Genomic DNA, 12,671 nt, shown 5'->3' with positions numbered 1-12,671 from the left:
CCCCGCTTGCGGTTGCGACCAATCCCACACGCGCGCCGATTTTTTCGGGAACCCATGTCGACATTCGGCGTTGGACGAGACTTACAGGTGACCGAAAGGCGCGCCGCGAAGCTGCTGCGTCTTCGTGGGGTCCAAGTCTCCACGGGGCGAATCGGGTGGTGGTTTCAGGTGCGGTCACGTGTCCGGAAGCCAAAATCCGGCCTCTCCCCCGTGTGAGGCTGTCCTCGCGTTCCCTCGCGCCTGCGTGACCTGCAAGGGCTACGCGGGTTTCAAGAGGTAACATCCGTTCAGATGACCTTGAGGTGGAGGCGTCTGTCGGCAGGTCCCCGCTGAGCTCTCGGCATTTGGCTGCTGGTTCCATCCATGGAACCGGATGCGGCCCTTTTGTTCGTCGCCGAAATTTCGAATTTGCGCCCTTCGACACGCATTCGAAGGGACATCTATCATGGCAAAGGCAACAGGACTGCTCCGTCGCGAGTTTCTCCTGGGCGCGGCGGGCGCCCTCGCAACCCCCTACATCGTCACCCCGGCACAGGCAGGCCAGACGGACGAGCGCCGCCTGCGCTTCCACAATCCGCATACCAACGAGAATTTCGACGCGGTCTATTTCGCGAAGGGGCAGTATGACGACGACGCGATGCGCGAGTTCTACCGCATCGCCCGCGACTGGCGTCAGGAGAAAGAGGTGAAGATCGACAACCGCACGGTCAACATCGCCTACAACATGCAGAACATGCTCGAGCAGAGCACGCCGCTGATGCTGGTGTCGGGCTACCGCACGCCGAAGACGAACCGTCTCGTGCATGGCGCGACGCATAGCTACCACATGCGGGGCGAGGCGCTCGATCTGACGCATCCGCATGTCTCGACCAGCATGCTGCACAAAGTGGCCCTGCGCATCCGTGGCGGCGGTGTGGGCTACTATCCGAGCGAGCATTTCGTGCATGTCGATTGCGGCCCCGTCCGCACCTGGCGCGGCTGAGCGCAGGCCTGCCAAAGACCATCGGCGCGGCGCGCGGTTTCCCTGCCTTCACGGGATCGACACGAGGGCAGGACGCCGCGCCGCGCTGACGCGCCGGCACCCCCGGCGGTTCCATCTTCTCGCGAAGTTTTCACGAAAATTTAGTGCCTCGCGCCACTCGTGCCCTAGGTGGAGAGCGGCCAACCAGCGCCGCGCGAGCGCTCACCGATGAAACGGCGAGGAGGAATTCATGAAATTGAAAATCAACGGCAAGTCCGTCGACGTGCAGTCCGGCCCGGATACCCCGCTCCTTTGGGTGATCCGCGACGAGCTCGGCATGACCGGCACGAAATTCGGCTGCGGGATCGCACAATGCGGCGCCTGTTCGGTGCTGCTTGACGGCACGGTTCAGCGCAGCTGTGTCCTGCCCGTCAGCGCTGTCGGCGACAGCGAAGTCACCACGATCGAAGAGATCGAGAACGACCCCGTCGGCAAGCGTGTCGTCGAGGCTTGGGTCGACAAGGAAGTGCCGCAATGCGGCTATTGCCAGTCCGGTCAAGTGATGGCGGCGACCTCGCTGCTGAAGTCCAACGACAAGCCCACCGAAGATGACATCACGGCAGCTATGACCAACCTGTGCCGCTGCGGCACCTATAACGCGATCAACGATACGATCGCCTCGATCGCCGGTACCGATGCAGCGAAAGCGGAGGATGCGCAATGAACGACCACGATCCCAAAATCTCCGATCCCGGCTACCCGACCGGCGCGCCCGAGAATGTCTCGCGCCGCCGCTTCCTGCTGGCTTCGGCCGGTATCACCGCGGGCTCGCTCGTGCTGGGCTTCGGCCTGAGCGTCGCGCCCAACAAGGCAGCCGCCGCCGCGCAGAAGATGCCGCCCGGCGCCAACGTCCCGGCTTTCCTCGAGTTGCGCAAAGACGGCAAGGTCCGCCTGCTGAGCCCGTTCAACGAGGGCGGCCAAGGTGTCTTCACCGCGATGGCGCAGATCGTGGGCGAGGAAATGGACGTGGCCCCCGATAGCTTCATTGTCGAGAACGCGCCTGCGGGCAGCGATTACCTCGTGGTCTATGGCAAGATGAGGATCACCGGCGGCTCGATGTCGGTGCGCACCAGCTACGACACGATGCGCAAGCTCGGTGCGGCGGCACGGCAGATGATGCTGGAAGCGGCGGCGAAGAAGCTCGACGCGCCGGTGTCTGACCTGTCGACCGAGCCGGGCAAGGTGGTCCACAAGGCCTCCGGTAAGTCGTTGGGCTATGGCGAACTGGCGGGCGATGCGCTCGACCAGGAGGTGCCCAGCCCGGATTCCGTGACGCTGAAAGACCCCAAGGACTTCAAGTGGATCGGCGAGCCCGTGAAGCGCGTCGACGTCTACGAGAAATCGACCGGCAAGGCGATCTATGCGATGGATGCCAAGGTCGACGGTATGCTGCACGCCGCCGTCCAGCACGCGCCGCGTCTGGGTCTCAAGCCCGGCGACATCAGCAACCTCGACGAGGTGAAGGGCATGGCCGGCGTCATGTCGGTGCATAAGCTCGACGGGGCTGTCGCGGTCGTGGCCGAGCGCTTCTGGGATGCGAAGACGGCGGTCGAAGCCGCCAAGGTCGACTGGCAGGAGCCGAGCGAGGACGAGAAGTCCAACATCCGCTACATGCCCGCCGATTTCTCGACCGAGGATTTCGCAAAGCAACTGGCCAATACCAAGGGCGACGGCACCGAGGCCGAGAGCGAGGGCGACATCACGTCGGGCTTCGACGGGGCTGCGAAGACGGTCGATGCGACCTATCAGAGCCAATATCTGCACCACGCCCAGATCGAACCCGCCTCGACGCTGGCGCGGTTCAACGAGGATGGCACGCTCGACATCTGGCTGCCCAATCAGGCGCCCGAGCAGTTTCAGGCCCAGATCGCGGATGCGGCTGGCATCAAGCCCGAGCAGGTCAAGGTCAACTCGCCGATGCTGGGTGGCTTCTTCGGGCGGCACTTCCTGTACCCCGCGGCGAACCCCTTCCCGCAGGCGGTCCAGCTTGCGAAAGAGGTTGGCAAGCCGATCAAGGTGATCTGGACGCGCGAGCAGGAGTTCCTGCGCGACCCGCTGCGCCCGATGGCGGCGGTGCGTTTCCGTGGTGCGCTGGACGATCAGGGCATGCCGGTGGCGCTCGAGGCGATCTCCGCCTGCGAAGGCCCGACCGAGGCGCTCAACGGCCACAACCCCGACAAGGTCGACGCGATGGCCGTCGAGGGGCTGACCGGCAAGAGCTACGCGATCCCGAACCGTCGTATCGCGCAGAACTTTGTCGAGAACCCGACCTCGCTCGCCTATTGGCGCTCGGTCGGTCATTCGATGAACGACTTCTTCTATGAGGCCTTCCTCGACGAGATGGCCGATGCGGGCGGGCAGGACCCCTATGAGCTGCGCATGAAGCTGCTCGAAGGGAATGAGCGTCTGACTAATCTGCTCAAAGCCGTGGGCGATCTCTCGGGCGGCTGGAAGCGTGGCCCCTTCGATGCCGAGGACGGCACCCGCCGCGCCCGCGGTGTCGCGATGGCCTCGCCCTTCGGCAGCGAGGCGGCGGCGATTGCCGAGGTCTCGATTCAGGACGGCCAGATCGTCGTGCATGACATCTGGGACGTGCTCGATCCGGGCAGTATCGTGAACCCGGCGATCATCAAGGCGCAGATCATGGGGGCCGCGACGCTCGGCACCTCCGAGGCGTTGATCGAAGAGGTCGCCTACAAGAACGGCGAGCCGACCGCGCGCAACTTCGACTACTACCCGATCCTCGGCGGGGCGCGGGCGCCGCGCATCCATGCGAAGGTGATCGAGAGCGGCGCGAAGATGGGCGGCGTGGGCGAGCCGCCGCTGCCCGCCGTGCCGCCGGCGATCGCCAATGCGGTCTCGGCGCTGACCGGGCAGCGCGTGCGTTCGATGCCGATGGACAAGCTCGACCTGAAGAAGGGCTGAGCTCGTCCGGACGGAAAGACTTGAGGGAGGCGGCGCGATCCGCCTCCCTTTTTCAGTCCTGCGGGGCGACCGCCTTGCGGGCAAGCGCAATGAACTGCGCGGCCTCCTCCGCGCTCAACCCTTCCAGAATCTCCGCCTGCAGCCGCGTCACTACGGGCCGCGCGCCGTCCAGTGCCGCTGTCCCCTCCGGTGTCAGATGCAGGCTGCGCGCGCGCCGATCCGTCTCGCTGACGGCCCGCGCGACAAGCCCCTTCTGCACCAGCCGCTTCACCACATCGCCGATCGTCGCCCTGTCATAGGCGATGCGCGCGGCCAGCTGCGCCTGATCCATTCCCGGCTCTCGCGACAGGGCGTCGAGCGCCGCGAATTGCACTGAGGTCAGTTCCATCGGGGCGTCCTTGATCCGCTTCTGGAACACCGCCGTCGAGCGCTGGTTCAGCCGCCGGATCAGGTGGCCGGGCATTGTCTCGAATTCGTTCGGCATGGGATGCGCTCCGGGTCGTCTGTGATTTAGGTAAGTGTACTTACTATATTGACGCCGCGCCAGCCTTTCCGTTAATGGTAAGTATGCATATCAATTGGGAGGGCGCGCTATGCAGTTTCATCTGAACGGGTTCAACACCGGCGATCCGGCCATCGCGCCGCGTCATCCGCAGGCGGGGGAGACGCTCGACGCGGTCGAGGTGCTCATCGTCGGATGCGGCCCGGCGGGGCTGACTCTTGCGGCGCAGCTCGCGGCCTTCCCCGAGATTTCCGTGCGCATCACCGAGCGCAAATCCGGCCCGCTCGAAGTCGGGCAGGCGGACGGCATCGCCTGCCGCTCGGTCGAGATGTTCGAGGCTTTCGGCTTCGCCGAGAAGGTGATGAAGGAAGGCTATTGGGTGAATGAGGTCGCCTTCTGGCGGCCCGGTGCGCAAGGCGAGGGGCTGCGACGGGCCGACCGGATTCAGGACGTGGCCGACGATCTGTCCGAGATGCCGCATGTCATCCTCAATCAGGCGCGGGTCCATGATTTCTACCTCAAGACGATGCGCAACGGCGCGCGCCGTCTGACCCCGGATTACGACCGCGCGCTGACCACGCTCACCCGCACCGACGACCCCGATTACCCGCTGGTCGCGACATTCGACTGCCTCGATGCGCCGGGCGAGACCGAGACGATCCGCGCGCGCTATGTCGTCGGCTGCGACGGCGCACGCAGCACGGTGCGCAAATCCATCGGGCACGAATTGCACGGCGAATCCGCGCGCCAGCTTTGGGGCGTGATGGATGTGCTGCCGGTCACCGATTTTCCCGATATCCGGCTCAAGGCGGCGATCCAGTCGGCAACCGAGGGCAGCATCCTGATCATCCCGCGCGAAGGCGGCTATCTGGTGCGGCTCTATATCGAGCTCGACGCGCTGCATGGCGACGAGCGCGCCGCCGACCGAAATGTCAGCTCCGAGATGCTGATCGAGAAGGCGCAGGCGATCCTCGCGCCCTACTCTCTGGAGGTGAAGGAGGTCGCTTGGTGGTCGGCCTATGAGATCGGCCAGCGCCTCTGCGACGGGTTCGACGACAGCGACAGGGACGGCGACGGCGCGACCGAGCCGCGCATCTTCATCGCGGGCGATGCTTGCCACACCCATAGCCCGAAGGCCGGGCAGGGGATGAACGTCTCGATGGCCGACACGTTCAACCTCGGCTGGAAACTGGCTGCCGTGCTGCGCGGACAGGCGCGGCCCGAATTGCTGCAGAGCTATTCCGAGGAACGTCAGGCCAAGGCGCAGGAACTGATCGATTTCGACCGCGACATGGCGCGGCTGTTCAGCGCGAAGCCGCAGACCAAGGAAGAAGAGGCGCAGTTTCAGGCCTATTTCCAGAAACACGGGCGCTATACCGCCGGGGTCGAGACGCAATACGCGCCGGGGCTCCTGATCGGCGACGCCGCGCATCAGGCGCTGGCCGCCGGTCAGGTCGTGGGCAAGCGCTTCCACTCCGCTCCGGTGGTGCGTTTGGCGGATGCGAAGCCGGTGCAGCTGGGCCATGCGTTCAAGGCGGACGGGCGCTGGCGGCTTCTGGCGTTTGCGCCGACGGGTGACACCGGCGAGGCGGGCGGGGCGATCGCGCAGCTCTGCGACCGGCTAGATGGGCCGGAGGGGCTCATTCACCGCTTCACGCCCGAGGGCGCGGATATCGACAGCGTCATCGACCTGCGCGCGGTCTTCCAGGCGCCCCATCGCGAGATGCGCATCGAGGCGCTGCCCGCGCTCCTGCGTGCCGAGAAGGGGCGTTACGGGCTGGTCGATTACGAGAAAGCCTTCTGCCCCGCCGTCCCCGGTCCCGACATCTTCGACCTGCGCGGCATCGACCGGGCGCAGGGCGCCTTGCTGGTGCTGCGGCCCGATCAATATGTCGCGCAGGTCTTGCCGCTCGATGCGGTGGATACGGTCGCGGATTTCTTCGACCGCATCCTGATCCCGCAATCGGCAGGCTGAGGGCGCCTCAGTCGCGGTTCACCAGCACGACGCCGGTCATGTTCTCTGCGCCATGACCGGCCTCGCTGGCCCGCGCAAAGAGGCGTTTCGCGGCCTCGGTCATCGGCATCCGTGCGTCCCCGCCCTCGGCGATGGCATAGCGGAAGTCCTTCGAGATCAGATCGACCGGGAATTGCGGCGTGAAATCCGAGCGCTGCATCGTGCCGGTGATATAGGGCGCGTTCGGCGTCCAGATCGGGGTGGAGGACAACGCCTCCAGCGCAAGATCGACATCCATGCCGCCGCGCTCCAGCATCGGAATGATCTCCGCCCAGGCGGCGACCTGAACGCCCAGCATCGCATTCGTGGCGAGCTTCATCCGCGCGCCCATGCCCCAGGTGCCGACATGGTGCTGCGCCTTGGCCAGCGGGTCCAGCACGTCATGCACACGGCCTGCGGTCTCGGCCTCGCCGCCGAGGAAATAGACCAGCACACCGTTCTCCGCCTGCGGCAGCGTGCCGGAAACCGGCGCTTCGACAAAACGCCGCTGCTGCGCGGTGGCGTAGCTGCCAAGCTCTGCGGCCCCCTCTGGCGTGATAGTTGAGCTTTCGATCGCGATGGCATCTTCGGGAAGCCCGGCGAAAGCGCCGGTTTCCGGGTTGCACCAGACCTCGCGCGAGACCTCGGTATCGCGCAGCATCGAGATCGTGAATTCGGCCTGTGCTGCGGCGTCGCGCGGGGTGTCGGCCTGAGTGGCCCCGGCCTCGACGAGTGGCGCGCAGCGCTCCGGCGTCCGGTTCCAGACGATCAGATCGTGGCCCGCATCCAGAAGGGTCCGCGCCATCCGCGAGCCCATCGCGCCCATGCCTAGAAATGCGATCTTTGCCATGCTCTGCTCCTGTTCGTGAGGGTGTTGCTGGCCGAATGCGACGTGCCTTCGCGGGGTTCCGGGCGTGGCGTGCACATCCCGGTGACCACGTTCCGCGTCGGGCATCCAGGTCGTTCCTAAGGCGGACGAGACGGCCGAGCAAACGCGCAGCCCGCGGCATTTGTTCCGTGACGATAACGTGCGCCAGCGGGCGGTTGCTGGCCCCGACAGCGGCCCTACCGTCACCCTACGCCACCCCGAATGCGTGAAAGCATCACGATTATGACGAAGGCAGCCACGATCCGACCGCTCCTTCCGCGCGATTGCGCGGGGATTGAGGGTCACTGCGCATGGCTGTTGCTTACGCTCCGTTTTTAGCCCCGGGAGGAGGATGCCATGAGCCTCGACCGCAGACATTTCCTGATCGCCCTGGCAAGCACCGTGCCACTTGCAAGTTTGACACCCGGTTTCGCCCGCGCCGCCGATAGCGCCACGCCCAGCGATGCCTTTCTTTCCGTGAGCCGCGCGATCTGCGGCAATGACAGCCTCTCGAAAGAAACCGCCGCGCGGATCGAAAAGCTGCTGAGCGAGGACGATGCAGGCTTTGCCGGCAAGCTGGACGGGCTCGCTAAAGCGTTCGACGGCAAGGACCGCGCCGCCGCAATTGAAAGCCTCAGTGACGACCAGACCACCCTCGCGCTGAGCATCGCGAAGCCGTGGTATCTCGGATTCACCGGCTCCCCCTCGGCACGCATTTTGAAAGACGACGCCGAATTCGCGACCTTCCTCGAGGCGCAGGCGCTGACCAAAGTCAGCGACATCGTGCCCCTGCAGACTTACCCCTCCGGCGGTGCCGGCTGGTGGGAAGCGGTGCCCGACGGGGTCGATGCCTCGGACCTCCCCAAGGAGGCCACGAGCTGGGAGTACCAGCCCAAATCCAGCTACGAACTGCAAGATCCCGATCCGGCATGGCTGACCTATGCCAAGGGCGAGGCCGACAGCGTCGACGCCGCCCGCAAAGCGCAAGGCTCGGACAGCGGAGGCGGCTCCGGAGGTGCCAGTGGCTCGCCGAACCCCGCATCCAATTCCGACTCCCAGCAGGAGGCACAGTAATGGCTGATTTCGATGCAGACGTGATCGTGGTCGGATCGGGCTCGCTCGGCGGTCTGGCCGCGCAGCAGATCGCACAGGCAGGCCATTCGGTGATCGTGCTGGAGGCTGGCCCCGACATCCCCGATTGGAAAGTGACCGAGAACTGGCGCAACTCGCCGCGCAAGAACAACTTCAACGATCCCTTCGGCGATGTGCCCTATGCGCCAAACAGCTTCACGCCGGGCTATGTCGATCCGCATCTGACCGGCGGGCTCGAGGTGTTTCCCGGCACGCTGCGGGTGTTGGGCGGTACGTCGCGGCACTGGACGGCGGCGACGTGGCGGCTCTTGCCCGAGGACATGGCGATGCACTCGACCTACGGGATCGCCGAGGACTGGCCGATTAGCTACGACGATCTGGAGCCCTTCTACACGCAGGCCGAATACGAGATCGGCGTGAACGGCCAGAAAGGCTTCGACGAGAGCGGTCTGGGCAAGGGCGAGACCTATCCGCCGCGCTCGAAACCCTATCCGCTGCCGCCCGAGGCGAAACCCTATGCGACCCAGCGGTTGCAGCAGCAGGTGGCGTCGATGGGCTTCCGCGTCGATATCGCGCCCTCGTCACGGCTGTCGCAGCCCTACGACAACCGGCCCGCCTGTATCGGCAACAATATCTGCAACTGGAATTGCCCGATCGGTGCGAAACATTCGGGCTATCACGTGGTTCAGAAGATCCGCGATCTGGGCGTCGAAATTCGCACGCAGGCCATCGTCGACAAGATCGAGACCGGCGACAAGGGCAAGATCACGGCGCTCTCCTATATCAACCCCGAAGGCGACCGCACGCGGCTGACCGCAAAGATGTTCGTGATCGCGGCGCATGGCTATGAGACGCCGAAGCTCTTGTTGATGAACGATCTCGCGAACAGATCCGACATGGTCGGGCGGCGGCTGATGATCCACCCGACGATCGATATGACTTGGCTCTCGCCCGAGCCCTATTGGACCGGGCGCGGCCAGAATATTCACGGTGCGATCATGCAGCGCCGCGCTTTGCCCGACCGGGACAAGGTGCCATCGACGCGCTACGACCTGCTCAATGCGCCACCCGAGGAAGGCATCGCGCAGGGGCTGTTGAAGGATGGCACGCTCGGCCCCGAGCTCGACGCGAAAATTCGCGACCACTCGGCCCGCGTCTTCACCGCCGAGGCGCTGACCGAAGACCTTCCCGATCCCGCGAACCGGATCGAAGTGAACTCCTCTTGGAAAGACGCCGTGGGGCTTCCCGGCATCAAACTGACCTACAAGCTCTCGGATTACACCAAGGCGAACCTGCCGCGGCTGATGGAGGATTACGCGCGCTTTCTGCAGGCGACTGGTGGCACCCGCGTCTCCGCGCCCGAGAAGTTTATTTGCCAGCAGCACGTGATGGGCACGACAGTCATGGGCAGCAAGGCCGAAGAGGCGGTCTGCGACGCCGATCTGCGCTGTTTCGACCACGAGAACCTGTTCCTTGTGACGACCGGCGTGATGCCCACGGCGGGCGGTGTGAACCCGACGCTGACCGGCATGGCGCTTGCGATCCGCGCGGGCCAGACCATCGCGAAGGAGCTTTGAGATGCGTGTTCTGATCCTAGCGGCCTCCGTCTTCGCTGCGATGTCCCCGCTCGCAGCCAACGCGCAATCCGGCTCCGATGCTTCGGCAGGCGACCTCGTGAAGCGCGGCAAATACCTCGCCATCGCGGGGGACTGCTCCTCCTGTCACGCGGAGAATTTCTCCGGTGGTGAGAAGATCGAAAGCCCGATCGGCGCGATCTATGCGCCTAACATCACGCCCGACCAGAAGACTGGGATTGGCGACATGACCGAGGCGGAATTCGAAGGCGCCCTGCGGCGCGGCAAGTCCGACACGTGGCTTTATCCGGCGATGCCTTACACCCATTACACCGGCCTGACCGATGCCGATGTGAAAGCGCTCTGGGCCTATTTCAAACAGGTCGAACCCGTCGAGAACGAGGTACCCGAGACCGATCTGGGCTTTCCTTTCGTGCGTCCGGCGATGATGGGCTGGAACACGCTGTTCCTCGACAAGGGCCATCCGCCCGGCGCGGTGGATGTCTCGGGCGATCAACTTCAGCGCGGGCGCTATCTTGTGGAGACGCTGGAGCATTGCTCCTCCTGCCACAGCCCGCGCGGGACGCTGATGCAGGAGGACACCAGCAAACACCTCGCCGGGGGGACGCTGAACGGTTGGTATGCGCCCAACCTCACGCCGTCGGACAAGAGCGGTCTGGGCGACTGGAGCGAGGTCGATATCGTGGCCTATCTCAGCAAGGGCCGAAATGCGCACGCCGTCGCGGGCGGCGAGATGGGGCTCGTGGTCTCGCGCTCAACCTCGAAGCTGTCGAGCGACGACCTCACGGCGATTGCGAAATACCTGAAGGCGGTGAAGCCGGTCGACACGCAACCCGAGGCCAGCGGACCCGACGGTCAGGCGACGCTCGATCTGGCCGCATTGGAGGTGCCCAACGGCGATTGGCAATCCGTGGTCGGCCACGACACGACAGACGGGGCGACGCTCTATCAGGGCGCCTGTGCGACCTGCCACGGCATGAACGGGCAGGGCACCGCCGCGCCAGCGTTGTCCAAGATCTCTGACGTGCGCGCTGCGAATGCAGCGAATGTCGTGCAGGTGATCGCGCATGGGATCAACATGCCCAATGACGCGCGCCACGTCGCCATGCCCGGATTTCAGCGCACGATGAGCGACGCGCAGATCGCCTCGGTCGCGAGCTATGTGCGCACGAATTTCGGAGGTGTCGACGGCGAGGTGACCCAAGGCAGCGTCGCCAATATCCTGAGCGGCAAGCAGCAGGTCAGCTGGATCATCGCGAACGCCGCACAGTTGGCTTGGGCGGCGATCGCCTTGGCGGTGCTTCTGGTACTGGCGCTGATCGGTTGGGCTGTGATGCGGACGCGGCGCAGGGCCTGACGCCGCACCTCACGCGGCAGGCAGATCGACCCGCGTATGATGCCCGTCCGCGCGCATCTCGAAGCTGAGCGTGCCGCCCAGACGGGTCAGCGCGTCGTGCGCGATCGAAAGGCCGAGGCCAGAGCCATTCGCATCCGCGCCCTTGCCCTTGACGAATTTCTGCCCCGCCTGCTGCGCGATCTCGGGCGGCAGGCCCGGTCCGTGGTCGTGAATGTCGACAAGGAGCGTATTGCCGGAGGTGGTCACGCTGACCTTGATCGCCGCCCCGTCTGGGCTCGCCTGAACGGCGTTCTCGATCAGGTTGCGCAGGGCGAGCGATAGAAGCAGCGGGTCGCCTTCCACCGTCGGCGCGTCCGGCGCGCTGTCGAGTTCCAGCGTCACGCCGCGCCGCGTGGCCAGCCCCGCCAGATCGCCAAGCACCTGCCGCAGAAGCCCGTTCAGCTCCACCGAAGTGGCGCGCGCCTCGCGACTGTCCACCTGCGCCAGATCGAGAAGTTGGCGCACCATCCGATCGGTCCGGTCCACCGAGGTCGAGATCGCGGCGAGGGCGTGTTCGCGCGTGTCGGTATCGGGCGCGTGGCGCGCGATGTGCGCTTGCGTCTTCAGCCCGGCGAGCGGCGTTTTCATCTCATGCGCGGCATAGGCGATGAATTCCCGCTCGCGCCCGCGCGCGGCCGCCAGACGCGCCAGAAGGTCGTCGAGCGCACCGGCGAGCGGTCGGATCTCGCGGGGCTGTCGCGCAGTGCCGGGCAGGGCGCGTAGATCCTCGCTCGGCCGCGCGTCCAGATCGTGGGCGAAGCGGTCGAGCGGCGCCAGACCGCGCGAGATCGCAAACCAGATCAGCCCCCACATCACCGGCAGGATCACCAGCGCGGGCCAGAGGAACCCTTCTATCACATCGCGCACAAGCCGGTTGCGCATCGCGAGACTGTCGCCCACCGTGACCTGCCCGCCCAGATCGGGATCGATGATCGTGTAGACCCGCAGGTCCTTGCCGTCGCGTGTCACATCGCGGAAGCCGGTCGCATCGGCGGGCACCAGCTGCGCGCTCGGCGCCCCGTTCGAGCGTCCGACGAGCCCTTGGGTGAAAGACCAGATCTGGCAGAATTGCTGATGCTCGTAACTCTCGTTATGCGACAGTGTGATCTGTGCGGGACCGTCCCGATTCAGCGAGATCTGGTTCTTCGAGACCAGCGACGAGACCATGCGCGCCGCCTCCACCAGACGTGCGTCGAGCACCCGCGTCACCTCGGCGCGGGTGGAATTCTCGATCCAGAATACGGCGGACAGCCAGACGGCCAGCGTCGCGCCGGTGAGG

General features: G+C 65.4%; 10 protein-coding genes. 7 read left to right on the top strand and 3 right to left on the bottom strand.

Going from position 1 to position 12,671, the window contains the following annotated elements:
• The first annotated feature begins 445 nt into the window (after window positions 1–445).
• The 3 genes from BMI89_RS01870 to BMI89_RS01860 all read left to right on the top strand — a co-directional run bounded on the left by BMI89_RS01870 (window position 446) and on the right by BMI89_RS01860 (window position 3,946).
• On the top strand, window positions 446–982 hold the full coding sequence (locus tag BMI89_RS01870; protein ID WP_152843171.1) for a DUF882 domain-containing protein: 537 nt from the start codon (window positions 446–448) through the stop codon (window positions 980–982).
• Between the two features lie 229 nt (window positions 983–1,211).
• A complete protein-coding gene (locus BMI89_RS01865; RefSeq protein ID WP_078569612.1) occupies window positions 1,212–1,685 on the top strand; it encodes a (2Fe-2S)-binding protein in 474 nt (157 codons plus the stop codon).
• Window positions 1,682–3,946 carry a molybdopterin cofactor-binding domain-containing protein gene (locus tag BMI89_RS01860; protein WP_078569611.1) on the top strand — a complete coding sequence of 755 codons (2,265 nt, stop codon included), beginning with the start codon at window positions 1,682–1,684 and terminating at the stop codon, window positions 3,944–3,946. The genes BMI89_RS01865 and BMI89_RS01860 overlap by 4 nt, the downstream gene beginning before the upstream one ends.
• Window positions 3,947–3,998: 52 nt before the next feature.
• Here BMI89_RS01860 and BMI89_RS01855 read toward each other — a convergent pair whose 3' ends face one another.
• Window positions 3,999–4,430: a MarR family transcriptional regulator gene (locus BMI89_RS01855; protein ID WP_078569610.1), complete on the bottom strand. Its 432-nt coding sequence runs from the start codon at window positions 4,428–4,430 to the stop codon at window positions 3,999–4,001.
• 109 nt (window positions 4,431–4,539) lie between these two features.
• Here BMI89_RS01855 and BMI89_RS01850 point away from each other — a divergent pair, with 109 nt between their 5' ends.
• On the top strand, window positions 4,540–6,423 hold the full coding sequence (locus BMI89_RS01850) for an FAD-dependent monooxygenase (RefSeq protein WP_078569609.1): 1,884 nt from the start codon (window positions 4,540–4,542) through the stop codon (window positions 6,421–6,423).
• Between the two features lie 7 nt (window positions 6,424–6,430).
• On the opposite strand, the gene BMI89_RS01845 is transcribed toward BMI89_RS01850, so the two are convergent.
• Window positions 6,431–7,291, bottom strand: coding sequence for an NAD(P)-dependent oxidoreductase (locus tag BMI89_RS01845; RefSeq protein ID WP_078569608.1), 861 nt, complete (start codon window positions 7,289–7,291; stop codon window positions 6,431–6,433).
• A 375-nt stretch (window positions 7,292–7,666) separates the two neighbouring features.
• On the opposite strand from BMI89_RS01845, the gene BMI89_RS01840 reads away from it, so the two are divergent.
• The 3 genes from BMI89_RS01840 to BMI89_RS01830 are packed head-to-tail and all read left to right on the top strand — an operon-like array spanning window position 7,667 to window position 11,353.
• Window positions 7,667–8,383 carry a sugar dehydrogenase complex small subunit gene (locus BMI89_RS01840; protein ID WP_078569607.1) on the top strand — a complete coding sequence of 239 codons (717 nt, stop codon included), beginning with the start codon at window positions 7,667–7,669 and terminating at the stop codon, window positions 8,381–8,383.
• Complete coding sequence (locus BMI89_RS01835; RefSeq protein ID WP_078569606.1) at window positions 8,383–9,978, top strand: GMC family oxidoreductase; 1,596 nt, start codon at window positions 8,383–8,385, stop codon at window positions 9,976–9,978. The genes BMI89_RS01840 and BMI89_RS01835 overlap by 1 nt, the downstream gene beginning before the upstream one ends.
• 1 nt (window position 9,979) lies before the next feature.
• Window positions 9,980–11,353, top strand: a complete 1,374-nt coding sequence (locus BMI89_RS01830; RefSeq protein ID WP_078569605.1) for a cytochrome c — start codon at window positions 9,980–9,982, stop codon at window positions 11,351–11,353.
• A 9-nt stretch (window positions 11,354–11,362) separates the two neighbouring features.
• Here BMI89_RS01830 and BMI89_RS01825 read toward each other — a convergent pair whose 3' ends face one another.
• Window positions 11,363–12,643 carry an ATP-binding protein gene (locus BMI89_RS01825; protein ID WP_281478175.1) on the bottom strand — a complete coding sequence of 427 codons (1,281 nt, stop codon included), beginning with the start codon at window positions 12,641–12,643 and terminating at the stop codon, window positions 11,363–11,365.
• Between the last annotated feature and the right edge of the window lie 28 nt (window positions 12,644–12,671).

Origin of the sequence: Thioclava sp. F36-7 (genome assembly GCF_002020075.1) — a bacterium.
GTDB lineage: Bacteria > Pseudomonadota > Alphaproteobacteria > Rhodobacterales > Rhodobacteraceae > Thioclava > Thioclava sediminum.
The sequence above is the reverse complement of the archived record's forward strand: the minus strand, read 5'-3'. Positions and strand labels throughout refer to the sequence as shown.